The sequence below is a fragment of the Nocardia sp. NPDC050408 genome, assembly GCF_044458905.1.
Lineage (GTDB): Bacteria > Actinomycetota > Actinomycetes > Mycobacteriales > Mycobacteriaceae > Nocardia.
On the sequence record NZ_JBITIL010000001.1, the window covers coordinates 217,931 to 238,646 of the forward strand.

21 protein-coding genes and 1 pseudogene are annotated in these 20,716 nt (G+C 66.8%); 18 read left to right on the top strand and 4 right to left on the bottom strand.

Annotated elements, in window-relative coordinates:
* Positions 1-130: 130 nt before the first annotated feature.
* Positions 131-1,162, top strand: coding sequence for an NAD-dependent epimerase/dehydratase family protein (locus ACIBJI_RS01090; protein ID WP_364356398.1), 1,032 nt, complete (start codon positions 131-133; stop codon positions 1,160-1,162).
* Positions 1,159-2,190, top strand: a complete 1,032-nt coding sequence (locus ACIBJI_RS01095) for a lysophospholipid acyltransferase family protein (RefSeq protein ID WP_364356229.1) — start codon at positions 1,159-1,161, stop codon at positions 2,188-2,190. The genes ACIBJI_RS01090 and ACIBJI_RS01095 overlap by 4 nt, the downstream gene beginning before the upstream one ends.
* Here ACIBJI_RS01095 and ACIBJI_RS01100 read toward each other — a convergent pair.
* Positions 2,187-3,197: an HAD family phosphatase gene (locus ACIBJI_RS01100; protein WP_040696263.1), complete on the bottom strand. Its 1,011-nt coding sequence runs from the start codon at positions 3,195-3,197 to the stop codon at positions 2,187-2,189. The two genes, ACIBJI_RS01095 and ACIBJI_RS01100, sit on opposite strands and share 4 nt — an antisense overlap.
* Positions 3,198-3,326: 129 nt before the next feature.
* Between ACIBJI_RS01100 and ACIBJI_RS01105 the strand changes: the two genes are divergently transcribed.
* From ACIBJI_RS01105 to ACIBJI_RS01125, 5 genes are all read left to right on the top strand, one after another.
* Positions 3,327-3,587, top strand: a complete 261-nt coding sequence (locus tag ACIBJI_RS01105) for a glutaredoxin family protein (RefSeq protein ID WP_364356226.1) — start codon at positions 3,327-3,329, stop codon at positions 3,585-3,587.
* A gap of 251 nt (positions 3,588-3,838) precedes the next feature.
* Positions 3,839-4,660: a redox-sensing transcriptional repressor Rex gene (locus tag ACIBJI_RS01110; protein ID WP_364356223.1), complete on the top strand. Its 822-nt coding sequence runs from the start codon at positions 3,839-3,841 to the stop codon at positions 4,658-4,660.
* 73 nt (positions 4,661-4,733) lie between these two features.
* Complete coding sequence (locus tag ACIBJI_RS01115) at positions 4,734-6,203, top strand: glutamyl-tRNA reductase (protein ID WP_396958293.1); 1,470 nt, start codon at positions 4,734-4,736, stop codon at positions 6,201-6,203.
* On the top strand, positions 6,200-7,234 hold the full coding sequence (gene hemC / locus ACIBJI_RS01120) for a hydroxymethylbilane synthase (protein ID WP_396958294.1): 1,035 nt from the start codon (positions 6,200-6,202) through the stop codon (positions 7,232-7,234). Before ACIBJI_RS01115 ends, hemC begins: the two co-directional genes overlap by 4 nt.
* Positions 7,235-7,307: 73 nt before the next feature.
* On the top strand, positions 7,308-8,870 hold the full coding sequence (locus tag ACIBJI_RS01125; RefSeq protein ID WP_364356214.1) for a bifunctional uroporphyrinogen-III C-methyltransferase/uroporphyrinogen-III synthase: 1,563 nt from the start codon (positions 7,308-7,310) through the stop codon (positions 8,868-8,870).
* Positions 8,871-9,062: 192 nt separating this feature from the next.
* On the opposite strand, the gene ACIBJI_RS01130 is transcribed toward ACIBJI_RS01125, so the two are convergent.
* Together ACIBJI_RS01130 and ACIBJI_RS01135 are read right to left on the bottom strand one after the other, a co-directional pair.
* Positions 9,063-9,392 (bottom strand): hypothetical protein, encoded by a 330-nt coding sequence (locus ACIBJI_RS01130; RefSeq protein ID WP_364356211.1) that lies wholly within the window; start codon positions 9,390-9,392, stop codon positions 9,063-9,065.
* Between the two features lie 226 nt (positions 9,393-9,618).
* A pseudogene (locus tag ACIBJI_RS01135) lies at positions 9,619-9,771 on the bottom strand (amidase family protein); the annotation flags it as partial.
* Between the two features lie 150 nt (positions 9,772-9,921).
* Between ACIBJI_RS01135 and ACIBJI_RS01140 the strand changes: the two are divergent.
* The 6 genes from ACIBJI_RS01140 (at position 9,922) to ACIBJI_RS01165 (ending at position 14,532) form a co-directional block, all read left to right on the top strand.
* Complete coding sequence (locus tag ACIBJI_RS01140) at positions 9,922-10,884, top strand: SDR family NAD(P)-dependent oxidoreductase (RefSeq protein WP_397082655.1); 963 nt, start codon at positions 9,922-9,924, stop codon at positions 10,882-10,884.
* Between the two features lie 58 nt (positions 10,885-10,942).
* Positions 10,943-11,920, top strand: coding sequence for a porphobilinogen synthase (gene hemB / locus ACIBJI_RS01145; RefSeq protein ID WP_364356205.1), 978 nt, complete (start codon positions 10,943-10,945; stop codon positions 11,918-11,920).
* A 212-nt stretch (positions 11,921-12,132) separates the two neighbouring features.
* Complete coding sequence (locus ACIBJI_RS01150; RefSeq protein ID WP_397082657.1) at positions 12,133-12,807, top strand: hypothetical protein; 675 nt, start codon at positions 12,133-12,135, stop codon at positions 12,805-12,807.
* 331 nt (positions 12,808-13,138) lie between these two features.
* Positions 13,139-13,672 (top strand): hypothetical protein, encoded by a 534-nt coding sequence (locus tag ACIBJI_RS01155; protein WP_364356199.1) that lies wholly within the window; start codon positions 13,139-13,141, stop codon positions 13,670-13,672.
* Entirely contained in the window at positions 13,669-13,935 is a 267-nt protein-coding gene (locus tag ACIBJI_RS01160; protein WP_364356196.1) for a hypothetical protein, read from the top strand. Before ACIBJI_RS01155 ends, ACIBJI_RS01160 begins: the two co-directional genes overlap by 4 nt.
* Positions 13,936-14,286: 351 nt before the next feature.
* The gene (locus ACIBJI_RS01165; protein ID WP_364356194.1) at positions 14,287-14,532 is read left to right on the top strand and encodes a hypothetical protein; all 246 of its coding nucleotides are present in this window, start codon (positions 14,287-14,289) and stop codon (positions 14,530-14,532) included.
* Here the strand turns inward: ACIBJI_RS01165 and ACIBJI_RS01170 are convergent.
* Positions 14,529-14,906, bottom strand: a complete 378-nt coding sequence (locus ACIBJI_RS01170; RefSeq protein WP_364356191.1) for a hypothetical protein — start codon at positions 14,904-14,906, stop codon at positions 14,529-14,531. The genes ACIBJI_RS01165 and ACIBJI_RS01170 overlap by 4 nt on opposite strands.
* A gap of 190 nt (positions 14,907-15,096) precedes the next feature.
* On the opposite strand from ACIBJI_RS01170, the gene hemL reads away from it, so the two are divergent.
* The 5 genes from hemL to ACIBJI_RS01195 all read left to right on the top strand — a co-directional run bounded on the left by hemL (position 15,097) and on the right by ACIBJI_RS01195 (position 20,715).
* The gene (hemL, locus tag ACIBJI_RS01175) at positions 15,097-16,434 is read left to right on the top strand and encodes a glutamate-1-semialdehyde 2,1-aminomutase (RefSeq protein WP_364356188.1); all 1,338 of its coding nucleotides are present in this window, start codon (positions 15,097-15,099) and stop codon (positions 16,432-16,434) included.
* Between the two features lie 302 nt (positions 16,435-16,736).
* On the top strand, positions 16,737-17,354 hold the full coding sequence (locus ACIBJI_RS01180) for a histidine phosphatase family protein (protein ID WP_364356394.1): 618 nt from the start codon (positions 16,737-16,739) through the stop codon (positions 17,352-17,354).
* A gap of 62 nt (positions 17,355-17,416) precedes the next feature.
* Positions 17,417-17,974, top strand: coding sequence for a TlpA disulfide reductase family protein (locus ACIBJI_RS01185; RefSeq protein WP_364356391.1), 558 nt, complete (start codon positions 17,417-17,419; stop codon positions 17,972-17,974).
* Between the two features lie 270 nt (positions 17,975-18,244).
* The gene (locus ACIBJI_RS01190; RefSeq protein WP_364356185.1) at positions 18,245-19,081 is read left to right on the top strand and encodes a cytochrome c biogenesis CcdA family protein; all 837 of its coding nucleotides are present in this window, start codon (positions 18,245-18,247) and stop codon (positions 19,079-19,081) included.
* The gene (locus ACIBJI_RS01195; RefSeq protein WP_364356182.1) at positions 19,078-20,715 is read left to right on the top strand and encodes a cytochrome c biogenesis protein ResB; all 1,638 of its coding nucleotides are present in this window, start codon (positions 19,078-19,080) and stop codon (positions 20,713-20,715) included. The genes ACIBJI_RS01190 and ACIBJI_RS01195 overlap by 4 nt, the downstream gene beginning before the upstream one ends.
* Position 20,716 lies beyond the last annotated feature (1 nt).

The following is a 20,716-nucleotide window of genomic DNA, read 5'->3' on the forward strand; positions in this document are numbered from 1 at the left end:
TTAATACCCTCTGCGCATCGCAGTCGACCGGTTACTCTGGTACCGCAGTAAACAGAATTGGGGGCTGTCACAGTTGGGATCCGGTGCGGTGGGTTCTGAGATACGGGATGGACATACACCCAAAGTGGTTATGGTGACCGGTGCCAGCCGATTCTTCGGCGGCAACGTGGTCGCCCGTTTGACCCAGGATCAGAACATCGAACGCATCCTGGCCGTCGACACCATGACCCCGAGTCGTGAGCTGCAACGGCGCATGGGCCGCGCCGAATTCGTCCGCGCCGATATTCGAAATCCTTTGATTCGCAAGGTAATCGGCGGCAATGAGGTCGACACCGTTGTACACGTCGCGATGCTCACGCATCCGCCGGCCGGCGGCGGCCGGGCGGTGATGAAGGATCTCAACGTCCTCGGCGCGATGCAGCTACTCGCGGTCTGTCAGAAATCGCCTTCGGTGCGGCGCGTGGTGGTGCGCTCGACGTCTGCGGTCTACGGATGCAGTGCGAAGGATCCCGCCAAATTCACCGAAGAAATGAGCGCGCGAACCCCACCGAGTGGTTGGTTTGCTCGCGACATGATCGAAATCGAAGGATTCGTCCGCGGACTCGCTCGGCGCCGTCCCGATATAGCCGCTTCCATTTTGCGTTTGGCGCCCATTGTCGGCCCGCGATTGGCCCGCCGCGGTGTGCAGTATCTGCGTTCACCGGTCGCGCCGACGGTCCTCGGCCGCGATGCCAGGCTGCAGTTGCTGCATGAGGAGGACGCCATCGCCGCGATGGCCCATGCGGCGCGGCAGGCGCCCGGCGGCACCTACAACATCGCCGGGGACGGCGCACTGGTGCTATCGCAGGCGATCCGGCGTGCGGGGCGGATCGAGCTGCCGATCCCGTGGTCGGTCTTCCGCACCGCGGGCCGCGCGATCATGGGCCCGATCATGCGTGATTTCACGAGTGAGCAGATCGACTATTTCCATTTCGGCTGTGGCCTCGACACCACCCGCATGCGCACCGAACTCGAGTTCGTCCCGCGCTGGACGACGGTGCAGGCATTCGACGACTTCATTGGGGGCGCAGCGTCGCGGCCCGTCATCGATCCAGCGTGGATCGATGCCGCAGAACATAAACTGCTCGGCCTGCTCGGGGCCGGTACGGGAGCACATACATGAATGACGTAGCGAAAGTCATCCAACTCCACGATCTGAATATCGAAACGCGCCAGCGGACCACGCCGCGGCGCTGGCCGGAGCCGCTGACCGGCGAGGTCACGCCCAGCCCGGTGGTGACGTCGCTGACCGAACGTCTCGCGGCCGCCGAACCCCCGCCGCCGCGTTCGGTGTCGGATATGCTGCGCGGCGCCATCGGCAAGCAGATCCGCAGCACTGCGGATTTCGCGCGCCGTCGGCTCACCGGCGACTATCAGATCGACGAATTCGGATTCGACGAACATCTGCTCGAATCGTTGATCCTGCCCGCGCTGCGGCCGCTCTCGGATTACTGGTTCCGGGTGCAGGTCAACGGGATCGAGAATATTCCGGAAGCCGGTGGTGCGCTGATCGTCGCCAACCACGCGGGCACCATCCCGCTCGACGGGCTGATGCTGCAACTGGCGATCCATGACCGGCATCCGAAGGAACGCGCGCTGCGCCTGCTAGCCGCCGATCTCGTCTTCGAGACGCCGGTGCTCGGCGTGCTCGCCCGCAAGGCCGGACACACCCTGGCCTGCCATCCGGACGCCGAAAGGCTTCTGCGCGCAGGGGAATTGACCGGGGTATTTCCCGAGGGCTTCAAGGGCGTCGGTAAGCAGTTCACCGATCGCTATAAGCTGCAGCGCTTCGGTCGTGGCGGATTCGTCGCGGCGGCGGTGCGCACCGGCACGCCGATCATTCCGTGCTCGATCGTCGGTTCGGAGGAGATCTATCCGAAGCTGGCCGATATCAAGCCGCTGGCCCGGCTGCTCAATCTGCCCTACTTCCCGGTGACGCCGCTGTTCCCGCATCTGGGTCCGCTCGGTGCGCTGCCGCTGCCGTCGAAGTGGTACATCGAATTCGGCGAGCCGATCGCGACCACCGGCTATGAGGCCGAGGACGCGGACGATCCGATGACCATGTTCGAGGTCACCGACCAGGTCCGCGAAACCATTCAGCAGACCCTCTACAAGCTGCTCACCAAGCGCCGCAACCCGTTCACGGGCTAGTGCTCGCGGCGCCGGGTGACCGCCGCGGCGACCGCACCGCCGGCGGCGCCGAGTGCCAGCGCGGTCGGCACGCCGATCTTGGCTGCCTTGCGTCCGGTACGGAAATCGCGGATCTCCCAGCCGCGATTCTTGGCTACCTCGCGTAGGTCCGAATCCGGATTGATCGCTACCGCGGTGCCGACCAGCGACAGCATCGGCACATCGTTGTGGCTGTCGGAGTAGGCCGTACAACGCTTGAGGTTCAAGCCTTCTCGGATCGCCAGCGTACGCACCGCATGCGCCTTACCGAGTCCGTGCAGGATGTCGCCGACCAGTCGCCCGGTGAACTTTCCGTCCACGCTCTCGGCGACCGTACCGAGCGCACCGGTCAGCCCGAGTCGCTTCGCGATGACCTGCGCCAGCTCGACCGGCGTCGCGGTTACCAGCCAGACCTGCTGTCCGGCGTCCAGATGCATCTGTGCCAAAGCCCTTGTGCCGGGCCAGATCTTGTCGGCGATGATCTCGTCGTAGATCTCCTCGCCGAGGGCGGCGAGCTCGGCGGTGGGACGGCCCGCGATGAATGCCAGCGCCTTCTCCCGGCCCGCGGCCATATCGGTGCTGTTCTCCTTGCCGGTGACCCGGAATTTCACCTGCTTCCAGGCGACGTCCACCAGATCGGAGGTCTTGAAGTATTTGCGCGCGGCCAAGCCGCGGGCGAAATGCACGATCGACGCGCCCTGCACCATGGTGTTGTCGACATCGAAAAATGCCGCCGCGGTCAGATCCCGCGGCACCTCGGGCCCGGTGGCCTCGATATCGGCTTCGGCGAGTTCGGCATCGTGCAGCGACAGCGCCGCCTCGGCACTGGCCTCACCGGCCAGATTGGCCCGCAGCTCTTCCTCGCTCGGGCCGAACGGGCTGCGAGAGATGCGCGCGAGCTGGTCCTGCAGACCCTGGCCGAGCCGACCCTGATTCCACCGCACCGGAAACTCACCGAATCGTCCCGCGATGAAACCTGCCCTTGCCACCTTCGATTGTTCCGGCACCAGTACCTCCGCCCGTCGCGCGAACCACAACCACATTAGCTGGCCGCGGTGACAGTTAAGGCACTACCGCGCGCTCCGATCGGGGCGTGGCGAGGGGATTTAATATCGGCCATGACCAATCCCACACATTCGGTGACGCTGTTGACGAGATCGGGCTGCGGGCTCTGCGTCACCGCGCTCGAGCAACTCCGGGCGATCTGCGCCGATTTCGATATCGAGCCGTCCACCGTCGATGTCGACGAAGCCGCCGCAACCGTCCCTGGCCTGCGCGCGGAGTACGGCGACCGGCTTCCCGTGGTGCTTTTGGACGGCCGTGAGCACAGCTATTTCGATGTCGACGAGCCCCGATTGCGGGCCGACTTGACTCGCTGAGGGATTGCTGATCCGGCCCGATTCCGCCGCGATGCTGGTCGCGGCGGAAAATGAGGCCAAATTCACCGACTTTGTGAAGGGCTGCACAAGCGGTTACGGTGGTGGCACGCGACCCGCTCGCCGAGGCTGCGGATCCACCGCGTAATGAACCCAGCATTCCGAATACTTCGACCATGGCACCGGACCGCCCCGAGCCCGAGGTCGAACGACGAACCGGACCTCGCCGGAGGCCGGAACGAGGAGCCGACGACGTGACAGAGCAGCATGAGGCGCCGAGTGGCGTCTCCGGCAGGGCTCTGCAGAAGGACATCCCCCAGGCCACCGTGGCGCGGTTGGCCACCTATCTCCGGGTCTTGGCCATGTTGGCCGACGACGGTGTTGCCATCGTATCGAGTGAGGAACTGGCTGTCGCGGCGGGTGTCAATTCGGCCAAATTGCGCAAGGACCTTTCCTTCCTCGGCCCCAACGGTGTTCGGGGTGTCGGCTATGACGTCGCCAAGTTGCGCACCAGGATCGAAGATGTGCTCGGGCTGTCACAGGGACATCGGGTGGTACTGGTCGGCGCCGGAAATCTGGGCCGCGCCCTGGTGGGCTACGGCGGATTCCGGCGCCGCGGTTTCACCGTGGTCGGCATGTTCGACAACCATCCCGAGGTGATCGGCCGCTCTGTCGCTGGTCTGGTGGTGCGCGATGTCGCCGATCTGGCCCCGGCCATCGATGCGTTGAAGCCGACCATCGGCGTGCTCACGGTGCCCGACGCCGCGGCACAGGATGTCTGCGATCTGCTGGTCGCCTCCGGGCTGCAATCGATTCTGAGCTTTGCCCCGTGTGAGCTGACCGCACCGGAGACGGTGGAGGTGCGCCGGGTCGATCTGGCGGTCGAGTTGCAGATGCTGTCTTTCGAGACCGCACGCAATGCGCCGCCGCTGCCCGAGGTCGCGCACGCCGTTTCCGGTCGCATCGCCCACCGCGCGCCCGCGCACACCGCTGCCGGACATCCGGCACTCAAGCACTCGACGACCTCGCATTCGGCAACGGAGCCATCCAGCAAGGGATCGGTGGTTACACCATGAGAGAGCGCAGCGAACGAATCCTGTGCCAGCGCGCCATGCGCATGACGGAGCCGAGCGCCGGCGAGGCGCGGTCATGAGCATTCTTTTAGTCGGGATTTCGCATCGCAGCGCGCCCGTCTCGATTCTGGAGAAGGTCGCGATCACCGACGCGGACCGGCCGAAACTGATCGATCGAATGCTCGCCTCCAGTCATGTCTCCGAGGCGATGATCGTCTCCACCTGCAACCGCGTCGAGGTCTACGCCGTGGTGGACGCCTTCCACGGCGGTCTCGCCGAGGTCGGCGAACTGCTGACCAAACATTCCGGCCTGCCGCTGCCGGATCTGACCAAGCACGCCTACGTCCGCTACAGCGAGGCCGCCGCCGAACACCTGTTCGCGGTCGCCAGCGGCCTGGATTCGATGGTGATCGGCGAGCAGCAGGTGCTCAGCCAGATCCGCGGCGCCTACGCTTCCGCCGATGCCCAGCAGGCGGTCGGGCGAACCATGCACGAACTCGCACAGCACGCGCTGCGCGTCGGCAAGCGGGTGCATTCGGAGACCGGTATCGACCGGGCCGGCGCTTCGGTGGTTTCGGTCGCCCTGGATCGATCGCAGCAGGTGCTCGGCCCGCTCGCCGGGCAGACCGCCGTGGTGCTCGGGGCCGGGGCAATGGGCGGACTCGCCGTCGCGCATCTGTCGCGGGCGGGCATCGGGCGCATCATCGTGGTGAATCGCACGTCGGCCCGGGCCAAGCGGCTGGCAGCGACCGCGCGCAGTCACGGTGTCGAGGCACATTCGATGGAACTGTCGCGCCTGACCGAGGCCATGGCGGCCGCGGACGTCGTGATCACCTGCACCGGCGCGGTCGGCGCGGTGGTGACGCTGGCCGACACCCATCGCGCACTCGCCGAACGTGAGCGCGCCAGCCAGGTGGAACGGCCGTTGGTGTTCTGCGATCTCGGTCTGCCGCGCGATGTCGAACACGCCGTCGCCGGACTGCCTGGCGTCTCAGTCATCGATATCGAGACGTTGCAGCGCGATCCGGCGGCCGGTGCGGCCGCCGACGATACCGTCGCCGCCCGCTCGATCGTCGCCGACGAACTCGCGAAATATCTTGCGGGCCAGCGCATGGCGGAGGTCACCCCGACCGTCGCCGCCTTGCGGCAGCGCGCGGCCGAGGTGGTCGAGGCCGAATTGCTGCGCCTGGATTCCCGACTGCCCGGACTGGCCGATCCGGAACGTGACGAGGTGGCGCGCACCGTGCGTCGCGTGGTGGACAAGTTGCTCCACGCGCCGACGGTGCGCGTAAAACAGTTGGCCTCCACCCCGGGCGGCGATACCTACGCCGAGGCGCTGCGGGAACTGTTCGAGCTCAAACCCGGTGCGGCGCAAGCGGTTGCGGCTCCTATGGAGCTCAGTTCGATCAGCGACGAGCACACCGCGATTCGCTTCCTCGGCGATGTTTCGGTCGACCCGCAAGCGATCGTCGACGGCAGCGAGATCGCATTGGCCGACGACTTCACCGCCGGACACCGCGGCGAAGAACAGGGGCAGACGGCATGACAGTCGTGCAGGAAGAGGCAAACGTGACCGCAGGCAGCATTCGCGTGCCGTGGCGGATCGGCACCAGAGGCAGTTTGCTCGCCCTCACCCAGGCGGGCACCATCCGCGACAACCTGATCGCGGCCGGACACGATGCGGAGCTGGTGGTCGTCAAGACCCCGGGCGATCTGTCCTCGGATCCGGTGCAGCAAATCGGTGTCGGCGTGTTCACCTCGGCACTGCGCGACGAACTGGCCGCCGGGAATATCGATATCGCGGTGCATTCGTACAAAGACCTGCCGACCGCCCAGGATCCGCGTTTCACCATCGCCGCCATCCCGCCGCGCGAGGATCCGCGTGACGCACTGGTCGCGCGCGACGGTCTAGTGCTCGGCGAACTCCCCGCCGGTGCCCAGGTCGGCACCTCGGCGCCGCGCCGCGTGGCCCAGTTGCGTGCCCTCGGACTCGGCTTGGACATCGTGCCGCTGCGCGGCAATCTCGACACCCGGCTGCGCAAGGTCAGCGAAGGGGAGTTGGACGCGGTCGTGGTGGCCAGGGCCGGACTGGCCAGAATCGGTCGGCTCGACGTGGTCACCGAGGCGCTCGAGCCGGTGCAGATGTTGCCTGCGCCCGCACAGGGTGCGTTGGCGGTCGAATGCCGCAGCGATGACAGCGGACTGATCAAGGCGCTGACTGAACTCGACGACGCCGCGACCCGTGCGTCTGTCATTGCCGAACGGTCGCTGCTGGCCGAACTGGAGGCCGGTTGCACCGCGCCGATCGGCGCGATCGCCGAGGTCGTCGAATCGCTCGACGATGACGGCAGAATTGTCGACGAACTCTCGTTGCGCGGTTGCGCGGCGGCCGTCGACGGCTCCGATGTATTGCGAGCCTCCGTGGTCGGCGCTCCGGAGCGCGCCGCGGAGCTCGGCCGTGAGTTGGCCCGGGAACTGCTCGATCTGGGCGCTCGCGAGTTGCTCAGCACGCCGGAATCAGCGGTTAGTCCGCCCACTGACTTTTCCAATTCCAGCCCAATGGAGAACAACCAATGAGCGAGCGCAGCGAGCGAATCAACAGCACAGCGCCCCCGGCGATGTCCGTGCCGAGCGCTAGCGAGGTACGGGCATGAACCGAGCACACAAGAAGCATCCGGGTCGGATCCTGTTTGTCGGGTCGGGGCCCGGCGACGCGGCACTGCTGACAGTGCGTGCGCGCGAGGTGCTGGGGCGGGCGACATTGGCCTTCACCGATCCCGATGTCGACAAGGGCGTGCTCGCCCTGATCGGTATCGCGGTCGAACCGAGCGAGGACGGTGAGCGTCCGGTGGACGTGCGGCCCGCGCTCGGCGACCCCGCCGAGGTAGCCAAGACGCTGATCGCCGAGGCCCGCAGTGGGCACGATGTGGTCCGTGTCGTCGCGGGCGACCCGCTGACGACCGATTCGGTGATCGCCGAGGTCAATGCGGTGACGCGCTCGCATATGGTTTTCGAGGTGCTGCCGGGCCTGCCCAATGGTTCCGCCGTGCCCAGCTTCGCCGGTATCGCGCTCGGCTCCGGACACACCGAGGCCGATGTACGCGGTGAGGTCGACTGGGCCGCACTGGCCGCCGCGCCCGGCCCGCTGGTGCTGTCGGCGACCTCGGGTCATCTGGCCGAAACCGCGAGTGCGCTGGTCGAACACGGTATGGCGCCGCAGACCCCGGTCGCGGTGACGGTGCGTGGCACCACCCGCCAGCAGCGCACCATCGAGGCCACCCTGGCCACGCTCAACAGCGCGGCCTCCGAATTGGTCGGCCCGCTGGTGGTGACCATCGGCAAGGTGGTCGCGCAGCGGTCGAAGATGTCGTGGTGGGAGTCGCGGGCGCTGTACGGCTGGACCGTGCTGGTGCCGCGCACCAAGGATCAGGCCGCCGAGATGAGCGAGCGGCTGGTCACCCACGGCGCCATTCCGATGGAGGTGCCGACCATCGCGGTCGAGCCGCCGCGCAGCCCGGCGCAGATGGAGCGCGCGGTCAAGGGCTTGGTCGACGGCCGCTACCAGTGGGTGGTGTTCACCTCCACCAATGCGGTGCGCGCGGTCTGGGAGAAGTTCGCCGAATTCGGTCTGGACGCACGGGCCTTCTCCGGTGTGAAGATCGCCTGCGTCGGCGAAGCCACCGCGGACAAGGTGCGCTCGTTCGGCATCAACCCGGAGCTGGTGCCGAGCGGCGAACAGTCCTCCGAGGGGCTACTCGCCGACTTCCCGCCCTACGACGATGTTTTCGACCCGGTGAACCGAGTCCTGTTGCCGCGCGCGGACATTGCCACCGAAACCCTGGCCGAAGGTCTGCGCGACCGCGGCTGGGAAATCGATGACGTAACTGCCTACCGCACCGTGCGCGCCTCGCCGCCGCCCGCCGAGACCCGCGAGATGATCAAGACCGGTGGCTTCGACGCGGTGTTGTTCACCTCGTCCTCCACGGTCCGCAATTTGGTCGGTATCGCGGGTAAGCCCCACGCGCGCACCATCGTTGCGTGCATCGGCCCGAAGACCGCCGAGACGGCCATCGAATTCGGCTTGCGCGTGGATGTGCAGCCGGAGGTCGCCCAGGTCGGTCCGCTGGTCGAGGCGTTGGCCGAGCATGCGGCTCGACTGCGCGCCGAGGGGCTGCTGCCCCCGCCGCGCAAGAAGAGCCGCCGCAGCCGCTGAATATCCGTTGCCTACCCGGTTGTGCGGCGAAGGCAGGCCTTTCGAGCGACCTGCAAGCAATCGCTAGCTGACCGTTTCGAGCGACCTGCAAGCAATCGCTAGCTGACCGTTTCGAGCGACCTGCAAGCAATCGCTAGCGGTGTGGCCCTTCGCCGCACAACCGGAGCTGCCGCAACCGTTGAGCTCCGTTGATCAGCGGCTGTAGCGCATCAGGGTCCGCACCAACCGGCAGGTGGTGTCGGACGGCGGGCGGATATCGATGAGTTCGGCTGTGCGCCGGATCCTTTCGTTGCTGGCTTGGCTCGGCAGGTAGATCCCGGAGTCGAGCAGGGCGATGGTCAGCCGCATCGCCTTGAGCCGCCGATTGTGCGAGATGTACCACTTGCGCGGCCGCCCGGTGGGCAGTGGCCGCTTCTGCAGCGGAACATAGGGCCGATCGATAACCTTCGACTTCGGTGCGGTGTTGGGCACGGTGGCGTCCTCCCGTCGCGATCGGGAACCCGGAGCGATTCCCTCGAACACACCTTCGATTTTACTCCTGCCCACCGACAAAAAACGCCCGCCCACAAGGGCTTTCGCACGCTACAGCCAACCGTGCGGTGATCCGCGAATCCCGCGTTCCAGCCGGAACAACCGGGGACGCGGTGCCCGGCTGTGAGACGGGATGCTCGGTGCGCGTGATTTGTTGGCGGGTGCGTGTTCAGACATCATCCGCCCCTCGCACCGCACTCTTCGAGCGCCGGTACATCACCCCGCAGCAGGCCGCGGGAATGCGCACCGATCCGAGACCGTCGTTGCGGTGCGCCACCGTTACCGATCCGGCCGCAACGGCCGCGGCCGAACCGCCGGACGAGCCGCCAGAGCTGGGCGCGGGATTCCACAGGTTCCGGGTGATGTGGCCGGCGACCGCCGGGGGCTCGCGGTGTCGCGCAGCGGGCTTATCGAATCTTCGAGACATCCTTCACGGGGATGATGTGGTGTCCTCCGATCGGCCGAAAGGTCGGGCCGGTAGGAGGAAGTGGCCCGCGCCACCCGCCGAGATGATCGGTGCATGCATACGGAATCGACACCGGATACCGAATCCACTGGGGGACAGAGTCGTTCACGCCGGGCGTTCATGGGACTCGCGGCCGCCGGTGCGGGTGCCGCCGCGGTTGCGACGGCCGTTGTGGTGCCGCCGTACCTGCGCGATCCGCCGACCGATCCGCTTCCGACGGCGGCTTCGAGTGGGCGCTTCGCCGGGAAGGTGGTGCTGGTGACCGGCGGTACATCCGGTATCGGCGAGGCCGCGGTGCGAGCCTTCGCCGCCGAGGGCGCGTCCGTGGTGTTCTGCGGTCGCCGCGAACAGCTCGGCAAACAGGTCGCCGAATCCATCGGCGGCGCAGCACACTACGTGCGCGCTGACGTTCGCGTTCGGGCTGATATCGAACAACTGGTCGCCGAGGTGGAGCGCCGGTTCGGTCGCCTGGATGTGGCATTGAACAATGCGGGGATCAGAATCGAGGGCGCGGCCGAGGAACTGCCGATCGAGCAGTGGGACGACGTCCTCGATACCAATCTGCGCGGAGTCTTCCTCTCGGTGAAATACGAGGTACCGCTATTGGAGCGCTCGGGCGGCGGGGTGATCCTGTGCACGACCTCGAAATCATTGATGGCCGATGCGCCGGCCTACTCGGCGAGTAAGGCCGGGATCGAGGGGATGGTCGGCTCGATGGCCCAGCAGTACGGCCCGCGCGGTATCCGGGTCAATGCGATCGCGCCGGGTACCACCGATACCGCGTTGATCCGCCCGGCCGGCCTGCCGGATGCGATGTGGTCGGTGTTCAAGGACGCGTGGGGTCCACTGAATGTCTCCGCGCTGGGCCGAATGGCCGAGCCTGCGGAGATCGCTCGCGCGATCCTGGCACTATGCGGCGACGACCTCGGATATATGGCGGGGTCGACCGTATTGGTCGGCGGCGGTCCGTTCGGCGGCGGAAAGATGCAGATGCCGCCGAGGTTCCCGGCCCGCTGATCCGTCGGCGCACCCGCCGCCTGCGACTCGCATTCGGACCGGGCGTATCGTGCGGTTTATGACCGGATTGGACCGCCCGCGGCGGTTGCGCCGTACCCCCGCCCTGCGTCGTCTCGTGGCCGAAACAACTCTCGAGCCACGGCAATTGGTGCTGCCGATGTTCGTCGCCGACGGACTGGAGGAGCCGCGCGAGATCGGCTCCATGCCCGGCGTGCTGCAGCATTCGATGGATTCCCTGCGCAAGGCGGCGGTCGAGGCGGTCACCGCCGGTGTGGGCGGGCTCATGCTCTTCGGTGTGCCGCTGCCCGAGGACAAGGACGCCACCGGCAGCAAGGCCAGCGATCCCGACGGCGTTCTCAACCGGGGTCTGCGCGCGCTCGCGGACGAGGTCGGCGATTCGACGGTGGTCATGGCCGATACCTGTCTGGACGAATTCACCGATCACGGGCACTGCGGCGTGCTGTCGGCGGACGGTGCCGTCGACAACGACGCCACCCTGCACCGCTACGTGGAGATGGCCCTCGCACAGGCCGAAGCCGGTGCGGATCTGCTCGGTACCAGCGGCATGATGGACGGTCAGGTCGGCGCGATCCGGCGCGGACTGGACGCGGTCGGGCGCACCGATACCGGCATCCTCGCCTACGCGGCGAAGTACGCATCGGCCTTCTACGGTCCGTTCCGCGAGGCGGTCGCGTCCTCGCTGGAAGGGGATCGGCGCAGTTATCAGCAGGATCCGGCGAACCGCCGCGAGGCTATCCGGGAGCTGCAACTGGATCTGGCCGAAGGCGCGGACATCGTGATGGTCAAGCCCGCGATGTCGTATCTGGACATCCTGCGCGATGTCGCCGACCAATCGACGGTGCCGGTGGCCGCATATCAAATCTCGGGCGAATACGCGATGATCACTGCCGCCGCCCAGCGCGGCTGGATCGACCGCCGCGCCGCCATTCTGGAATCGTTGATCGGCATCCGCCGGGCCGGCGCGGATATGGTGCTCACCTACTGGGCGACCGAGGCCGCGCACTGGCTGTCGTGACGAATCCGCCCAGACCCGAGGCCCCGGAGTCGGAGTCCGGCAGTCCGAAGTCGTTGGAGTCGTCGAGCTCGGAGTCGGCATCGCAGTCATCCTCCGAGCCGGGTGGATCCGATTCGCCGGACCGCGAGTCGGGCGGGGCGGAGTCGCTCGGGTCGAGTCCGCGAGGAGCCGATACTCAGGGACCGAATCCTGCCGAGCCCCCGCCGGAGGGCGTGCATCCAGCTGCGGCGCATCCGCCCGGCCCGATTCCGCCCGGCCCGATTCCGCCCGGCCCGATTCCGCCCGGACTGCATCCGCAGGGCGCGATTCCGCCGGGGGAGTATGCACCGATGCCGTACCCGCTTGGGATGTATCCACCGGGGCCGCACCCGCGTGGACCAATTGTCGGACCGCCGCGGCCGCGGCCCGAACCGCCGGAGGACATTCGGACGGCGCGGCAATTGTGGTGGGGCGTAATTGGATTCGGCATTCTGCAGATGATCGGGTCGGTCGTTGCGGCGTTTCAGCAGCGCAAGGATTTCGCACAGAAGATGTACGACCAGGTACACGTCGGCGATCCGAATTTCACGATGGCCAATGCCGAGCTAATGGTCTCGTTGGCCTTTGTTGTCGCTGTGGTGATCGGGTTGGCGCTGGCCGCATTCGCTTTGCTGTTCGTGCACCAGTTCGTGCGCGGAAAGCTGTGGGCGCGCACGCTTTTGACCGCTGTCGGCGTCTGGCTCGTACTGGTCGCGGTGGGCACGCTGTTCGCGCTGGAAGCGGTGACCGGGGCGGCCTCGCTGCTGGCCGGTGGTGCGGCAATCGTGCAGGGCGTGCTGGCGGCGGGTGCGGTGTATTTGAGTCACCGTCCGGACTCGACTGCCTACTTCCAGCTGAATCGCAGGTGACCCGCGGCTGGAGCGGTCGCGAGTTTGTCAAGAAATCGGCAGCATGTATCGTGAGGGTTGTCACAGAGGACATGGGAACCGGAAGTCACTTGTTGCGCGTTGTCTTACGTTTTGTAAGTACGTCGACCAGATGGCTCCGGGAGATCGGAGGCATCGATGCGAGTGGTGATCCAACAGCCGCAGAGCATTCGACGAGATCTGCTCGTGCTGAGCCTGCTGATCTTGTTCGCGTTGGTCACCGTCGCCGTGCTGCTGTTGCCCGGCGCGGTCGGCTGATCAGGAGTCGGGTGTCGATTTCCGTCGCCGTGCTCGGCGCGACCGGGAGCATGGTGTGACGGCTTCTGGGGATGGCGCGACCATCTTGTTCGCCGAACCGGGCGCGCGCTGGCGTTCGGTGGCCTACGGGCCGTTGTTGTGCCTGATCGTGCTGATTCTGGAATTGGTGACCGCTGACCAGGTGCACTGGTTCGCCCTCATCTTCTGTGCCGCGCTGATCGCGGGTTTTGTTGTCCTGCAGGTGATCGCGGGACAGCGGCATGTGAGCGTCGAGCTGACTCCCAGCACGCTGCGCGAGGGCACTGAGACCCTACCGCTGGCGACCATCGACGCGGTGCTGCCCGAGCGGGACGAGGACTCCTGGGATGATGAGGACTGGGAATCGGCGCGTTCGCTCGGCGAGCTGAGCGGAGTGCCGCGCCGGCGCAAGGGCATCGGGCTGCGGCTCGTCGGTGGTGAACTGGTGCAGGCGTGGGCGAAGGATCATCGCGGTCTGCGGGCCGCGCTCACCGAAGCGCTCGGCGGGACCGAAGATCTGTCCACGCGGACCGAGGAAGTCGAAGACAGCGAGAACGGAGCGGATCGTTGACGCGCTTGATCGCGATCGGTGACCGGATGCTTGCGGCATTGGTCGAATTGACGCTCGCGCTCGGGTGTGCGGTTCTCGCGGTGGTGAGCTGGCGCAACGGGCTGATCACCACCACCTTCGCGCCGTCGGGGGACGTGCCCGGCTTCGACTCCACCCGCTACGGCGCTCCGTGGCTGGTGCTGGCCGCTTTCCTGGTAATGGTGGCCGGTGTGCTCGCGATCGATGCCGTCGCCCGCACGGTGCGTGCCGCGCGTTCGCGCTGAACCAGGGCAATCACCGGCGATCCACATCGCCGCACCAGTTCGGTCGTGAATTTCGCGGGAAAATCGCAGGCATGATGCCCACAATCCCGTCGTTTTCGCTGCTGAACCTGCTTCCGGTCCCGTTGGCCTGTCTGCTGACAACCGGCTTCGCCTTGTTCTGCGTCGGCGCCACCGCGTAGCGCCGTATCACGCTCGGGCGCAACGGCCGATCCGGGACGTGCCCTGGCGCATCCGCCGCGACTGCACTACCGTGCAAGTGCCGCGCCGCGAGGTGCAACGGTCGGCATTCAGTGAATACTGTTGTGGCCGTTACGCTTTCGGCCGGTATCCGAATTGTGTCGACTGGGAGAAATGCTTGTGATTCGTTTTGCCGGGAAAGTGTGCGCTGCGGTCGTCGCGACGGCCGCGATCGGTGCGGCGCCCGCATGGGCCGCGCCGGGACTGCCCCTGGAGCCCGCCGCCCAGACCGACACTCAGACCGAGGTGTCCCAACCCGCGCCGATCTTCGTGCCCGATTCCGGTTCGGCGGGTGTGTACAACAACTTCATGTGCCAGCTGCACACCATTTCGGCCTCGGCGCCGTGCATGTATACCTAGTCCCAGCTCTGATAAATGTCCAGCGCGCGGCCGTCCCTGGTGCCCGGCGCGTTGACATACAGGGTGACGGTGCCGTCCGGATGGCTGGCCGCCTCCATGATGACCTGGCGCAATGAGGCGTGTACTCCGCCGTTCTCGTCGCGGTAGATCTCGGTGTCACTCTTGAGTCCGGCACCGATCCGGTTCAGCGGCACCACCATGGTGACCAGCGCGGGCAGTGGTCCGTCGCTGAGGGCCGCGGTCTCCGCGTGATTCAGATGCAGCCCGACCCGGTCGGGCTGGCTGACCGGATCCGCGGCGGCTGCGGTCCCGGCGCCGAAGGTGACGGTGGCGAGCGCGGTGAAGAGCGTGGCGCTGATGACGGCGAACCGCATTGGACCCTCCCGATGGGCTAGATGGTGCGACGACGCACCGAGATTACGCATCAGTAATCGGTCAGTGACCGATATCGGCCGCAACCATGATCGGCGTGTTGCGCCGAAGAGGCTGCGGTGCGTGCGGTCTGCGTCACTCGACTACACCCTGTCGTCGACTCGTTCCAATCGGGCTGAGACACTGGATGTCGTGAGTTCTTCTCCGCGCGTGACCAGGGCATCGGTGCCGGTCTCGGCTCAGCTCTTCGACCGGGCCGCTTCGGTGATTCCGGGTGGTGTGAATTCGCCGGTGCGGGCCTTCAAGTCCGTCGGCGGCACACCGCGATTCATCGCATCGGCCAAGGGCTACACGCTCATCGATGTCGACGGCAACGAATACGTCGACCTGGTGTGTTCTTGGGGGCCGATGATTCTCGGCCACGCGCATCCCGAGGTGGTCGCGGCGGTGCAGCGTGCGGCCGTCGGCGGACTGTCCTTCGGTGCGCCGACCGAAGCCGAGATCGAGCTCGCCGAGCTGATCGCCGAACGGATGGCGCCGGTGGACCGGGTCCGCTTGGTCAACTCCGGCACCGAGGCGACCATGAGCGCGGTCCGGCTGGCCCGCGGCTACACCGGCCGCTCCAAGATCATCAAGTTTTCGGGTTGCTATCACGGCCATGTGGACGCGCTGCTCGCCGATGCCGGCTCCGGTGTCGCAACGCTCGGCCTGCCGACCTCGCCCGGGGTTACCGGCGCGCAGGCGGGCGACACCATCGTGCTGCCGTACAACGACATCGAGGCCGTTGCCGCCGCCTTCGCCGCGCATCCGGGCGAAATCGCCTGCGTGATCACCGAGGCGGCGGCGGGCAATATGGGTGCGGTCGCGCCGCTGCCCGGTTTCAACGAGGGCCTGCGCAAGCTGACCGCCGATGATGGCGCGCTGCTGATCATGGACGAGGTGATGACCGGATTCCGGGTGAGCCGGTCCGGCTGGTTCGGCCGCGACGGTGTCGCCGGTGACCTCTACACCTTCGGCAAGGTGATGAGCGGTGGTCTACCTGCTGCCGCATTCGGCGGGCGCGCCGAGATCATGAATCACCTTGCGCCGCTTGGTCCGGTGTATCAGGCGGGCACCCTCTCCGGTAACCCGGTCGCGGTCGCCGCTGGGCTCGCCTCGCTGCGTGCGGCCGATGACGCGGTGTACGCGGCACTCGATCGCAATGCCGAGCGACTGGGCGGCTTGTTCACCGAGGCACTCGGTGCCGCAGGGGTCGAGCATCAGGTCCAGTTCGCGGGCAATATGGTGAGCGTGTTCTTCGCCGACCGTCCGGTCACCGACTACGCCACTGCCAAAGCCAGCCAGACCTGGCGTTTCCCCGCCTTCTTCCACGCACTGCTCGACGGCGGTGTGTACGCGCCGCCGAGCGCGTTCGAGGCATGGTTCGTCTCCGCGGCGCTCGACGAGGACGCATTCGACCGTATCGCCGCCGCCCTGCCCGCCGCCGCACATGCGGCCGCGGCCGCCACCCCCGAAGGATCCCGCGCGTGAGTTCCGACCAGCCAGATTCAGAAATGCGCGAACTACCAGATACCTCTGTCGACAGCGCGGAAGCCGCCGTTGTCGCCGACGAGTCCGATGCCGCTGCGCCCGAGCAGTCCAGCGCCATTGACGAATCGGGCATTGTCGCGCAGCCCGGCGACGCTGCCGCATCCGGTGTCACCGCCGAGGCCGTCGGCCAGCCTGATTCCGACGAGACCGAGGAGTCTGTCGCCGTCGCGTCGCCGCGTACCTCCGGCACCGTCACCCGTCCGCGCGGCGAGGAGTCGGTCGATGACGATTCGGTCGAGACCATCGTGCATGTGCTGCGGCACGGCGAGGTGCACAACCCGAAGGGCATTCTCTACGGTCGCCTGCCCGGGTTCAGTCTGTCGGTCACCGGTCGGTCGCAGGCCGGTGCGGTCGCGCGGTCGCTGGCCGATCACGACATCGCGCTGGTGATCGCCTCGCCGCTGCAGCGTGCGCAAGAGACCGCCGAGCCGATCGCGCGTCAGCACGGGCTACTGGTTCGCACCGACGAGAATCTGATCGAGGCCGGTAATACCTTCGAGGGCCTGCGGGTTTCGGTCGGCGATGGTGCGCTGCGCAAGCCGAGGCACTGGTGGAAGCTGCGCGATCCGTTCACCCCGTCCTGGGGCGAGCCGTATCTGCAGATCGCGCACCGCATGCTGGCCGCGGTCAATAAGGCCAGGGTCGAGGCGGCTGGACACGAGGCGGTGCTGGTTTCGCATCAGCTGCCGGTCTGGACGCTGCGGCGGTTCCTGCAGGGCCAGCGGCTCTGGCACGATCCGCGGCACCGGCAGTGCTCGCTCGCCTCGCTGACCTCGCTGGTCTACCAGGGCGACACCCTCGTCGACATCGTCTACTCCGAGCCCGCTGGCGGTTCGGATCCCACGGTGCACGGCGCATGAGAACTTCTTCCCGGCCGTCGGCCCGGCGTTCGGCGCCGGTCCTGCTCGCGTGCGTGGCCCTGATGGCCGCGCTCGCGGGGTGTTCGACCGGGAAGGATGCGGTGGCCTCCGGCGGTACGTTCGAATTCGTCTCGCCCGGCGGCAGAACCGATATTTTCTACGATCCGCCCGCCGCGCGTGGCACCATCGGCAAGCTCGCCGGGCCGGATCTGATGACCTCGGGTAAGACCACCTCGGTCGCCGACTTCCCGGACAAGGTGGTCGTGCTCAATCTGTGGGGGCAGTGGTGCGGGCCGTGCCGTGCCGAGGCGCCCGCGCTCGACAAGGTCTACGAGGCAACCAAGGACAGGGGCGTCGTTTTCCTCGGCATCAATGTCCGTGATTTCCAGCAGGACAAGGCGCAGGACTTCGTCGTCGACAACAAGGTCGGTTATCCGTCCGTCTACGACCCGTCCATGCGCACCCTGCTCGCGCTCGGCGGTAACTTCCCGACCAGTGTCATTCCCACCACGTTGGTGCTGGACCGGCAACATCGGGTCGCCGCTGTCTTCCTCCGCTCGCTCTTGGCGGAAGACCTCCAACCAATTGTCGAACGCATTGCGGCGGAAGGTTCGCAGTGATTCGTTCGGCCCACGCCGTAATTACGTCCCGCTCGGTAGCGAGCGGTAGGAAGGTGCAATCGTGAATCGCGATCGCCGTACTCGTAGCCCGCGTGCCTGTCGCCCGCGGCAGGCCGCCCGTCTCGTCCGCGGTGTCTGGACGGTCGATGACCGGTGGGTCGGCGTTTCCGCCGTACCGCGCAGCGCCGCAGCCGATTCCATGATGGACTTCGCACCGGAACCCGCGCCGGTGCCCGAGCGAGCTGATCGACCCCCGGTGGAGTCCGACTGATGGTGCTTGCCGCAGTAGGTGATTCGTTCCAGCAGACGGCGGCGACGGGGCCGCTGTTATTGGCGCTCGGTGCGTGCGTACTGGCCGGACTGGTCTCGTTCGCCTCGCCGTGTGTGGTGCCGCTGGTACCGGGTTACCTGTCCTATCTGGCCGGGCTGGTCGGCGCCGAAGCGCCGCCCGCCACCGCTGCGCAGACCAAAGGTCTTGGCGGCAAAGCGGTTTCGGTGGATCGGGCTGCGGCACGTACGGATCGAATCCGAGTGGCCGGTGCGGCCGGACTGTTCGTGGCGGGCTTCACCGTGGTGTTCGTGCTCGCCACCGCAACGGTTTTCGGTGTCATCCAGACCTTGAACGTGAATCGTGAACTGCTGCAACGGGTCGGTGGTGTGGTCACCATCCTGATGGGTCTGGTGTTCATCGGCCTGGTCCCCGCGTTGCAGCGCGATACCCGGATGGAGCCGCGCAGGCTCACGAGCATTCTGGGCGCTCCGCTGCTCGGCGCGGTTTTCGCGCTCGGTTGGACACCGTGTCTCGGGCCGACGCTGTCCGGAGTGATGGCGGTTTCGGCCGGGACCGAGGGCACGACGGCCGTGCGCGGGGTTGCGCTGATCGTCGCCTACTGTCTCGGCCTCGGACTGCCGTTCGTGATCCTGGCCTTCGGGTCGGCGAGCGCGTTGCGCGGCGTCGGTTGGCTGCGGCGCAATTCGCGCACCATTCAGATCATCGGGGGCATATTGCTCGTCGCGGTCGGGATCGCGCTGGTCACCGGGGCGTGGGACCAATTCGTCGCCTGGGTGCGCGACGCATTCGTTTCCGAGGTGACGCTGCCGATATGACCGTGCTCGACAAACCCGAGGCGCCGGTGACGCCGCCGCGTCAGTCGCTACCGGGTCGCGCGTGGGCGCTCGTGCGCAATGGCTGGCGTGGGCTCACCAGTATGCGCACCGCGCTGGTATTGCTGTTCCTGCTGGCCTTGGGTGCGATTCCGGGTGCCCTGCTGCCGCAGCGAAATCTCAACGAGGGCAAGGTCGATCAATACATCGCCGACCGGCCGACGCTCGGGCCGTGGATGGACCGGTTCCAGCTGTTCGACGTGTTCTCCAGCTTTTGGTTCACGGCAATCTATGCGCTGCTGTTCATTTCGCTCGTCGGCTGTATTCTGCCGCGCTGCCTGGACCACTATCGCGCACTGCGCACCCCGCCGGTTCGGGTGCCGCGCAACCTGTCTCGGCTGCCGCATCACTACTCCGAGACGATCGATGGCACCCCGGACGTCGTGCTCGAGCATGCGCGAAAGGGACTGCGCGGCTGGCGGACCGAGGTGCGCGAAGGTACTCGAGAAGGCGAGATCACCCTCTCCGCGGAGAAGGGGTACACCCGCGAACTCGGCAACCTGGTCTTCCACCTGGCCCTGGTCGGGCTACTCGTCGCCATCGCGGTCGGCAAGCTGTTCGGTTATGAGGGCAGCGTGATCGTCATCGCGAACAACGGGCCCGGCTTCTGTACCACTTCGCCCGCCGTCTTCGACTCGTTCAAGGCGGGCAATATCAACGACGGCACCGGTATGGCGCCGCTGTGCGTGCGGGTCAAGGACTTCAAGGCCGACTACCTGCAGAACGGGCAGGCCGAGATGTTCACCTCGCATATCGAATATCAGGCCGGGGGCGATCTGCAGAGCGATACCTGGCGTGATGCGCAGATCCAGGTGAATCATCCGCTGCGCGTCGCGGGGGACCGGTTGTATCTGCAGGGCCACGGTTTCGCGCCGACATTCACGGTCACCTTCCCGAACGGGCAAACCCGCACCGAATCCGTGCAATGGCGGCCCGACAATGCGCAGACCTTCCTGTCCAGTGGTGTGCTGCGGATCGATCCGCCCGGCGGCATGTACGCGACCGACGAAGAGCGCCGCAAGAACCAGATCGCAATCGAGGGCCTGTTCGCGCCGACCGCGCTACTGCACGGCAGCCTGCTCACCTCGTCGTTCCCGACCATGGACGATCCGGCCGTCGCGGTGGACATCTATCGCGGCGATACCGGTCTCGATACCGGTAAGCCGCAGTCGCTGTTCGCGCTGGATCCGGAGCAGGTCAAGCAGGGGCGACTGACCAAGGAGGCGAGGGTCAACCTGCGTCCCGGCGAGTCGGCGACGCTGCCCAATGGCACCAAGGTCACCTTCAACGGCGCGCAGGAATACGTGAATCTGCAGGTATCGCACGATCCGGCGCAGCAGTGGGTGCTGGTGAGCGCACTGGCCATGATGGCCGGGCTGCTGGTGTCGCTGCTGGTGAAGCGGCGGCGCATTTGGATCCGCGGCTACCCGGCCGAGGACGAAGCAGGTACCGTGGACCAACGACGCACCGTAGTAGAGATGGGCGGGCTCGCCAGAACCGATCAGGCGGGCTGGGGCAGCGAATTCGATCGCCTGCGCAAGCGCCTGCTCGGTGACCGATCCGCCACAGGAGAGTGAC

Bases quoted from the DNA above. Each gene is read 5' to 3' on its own strand.
- ACIBJI_RS01090 (WP_364356398.1), top strand. From the start codon at position 131: ATGGTGACCGGTGCCAGCCGATTCTTCGGCGGCAACGTGGTCGCCCGT.
- ACIBJI_RS01095 (WP_364356229.1), top strand. From the start codon at position 1,159: ATGAATGACGTAGCGAAAGTCATCCAACTCCACGATCTGAATATCGAA.
- ACIBJI_RS01105 (WP_364356226.1), top strand. From the start codon at position 3,327: ATGACCAATCCCACACATTCGGTGACGCTGTTGACGAGATCGGGCTGC.
- ACIBJI_RS01115 (WP_396958293.1), top strand. From the start codon at position 4,734: ATGAGCATTCTTTTAGTCGGGATTTCGCATCGCAGCGCGCCCGTCTCG.
- hemC (WP_396958294.1), top strand. From the start codon at position 6,200: ATGACAGTCGTGCAGGAAGAGGCAAACGTGACCGCAGGCAGCATTCGC.
- ACIBJI_RS01125 (WP_364356214.1), top strand. From the start codon at position 7,308: ATGAACCGAGCACACAAGAAGCATCCGGGTCGGATCCTGTTTGTCGGG.
- ACIBJI_RS01140 (WP_397082655.1), top strand. From the start codon at position 9,922: ATGCATACGGAATCGACACCGGATACCGAATCCACTGGGGGACAGAGT.
- hemB (WP_364356205.1), top strand. From the start codon at position 10,943: ATGACCGGATTGGACCGCCCGCGGCGGTTGCGCCGTACCCCCGCCCTG.
- ACIBJI_RS01165 (WP_364356194.1), top strand. From the start codon at position 14,287: ATGCTTGTGATTCGTTTTGCCGGGAAAGTGTGCGCTGCGGTCGTCGCG.
- ACIBJI_RS01170 (WP_364356191.1), bottom strand. From the start codon at position 14,906: ATGCGGTTCGCCGTCATCAGCGCCACGCTCTTCACCGCGCTCGCCACC.
- ACIBJI_RS01185 (WP_364356391.1), top strand. From the start codon at position 17,417: ATGGCCGCGCTCGCGGGGTGTTCGACCGGGAAGGATGCGGTGGCCTCC.
- ACIBJI_RS01190 (WP_364356185.1), top strand. From the start codon at position 18,245: ATGGTGCTTGCCGCAGTAGGTGATTCGTTCCAGCAGACGGCGGCGACG.
- ACIBJI_RS01195 (WP_364356182.1), top strand. From the start codon at position 19,078: ATGACCGTGCTCGACAAACCCGAGGCGCCGGTGACGCCGCCGCGTCAG.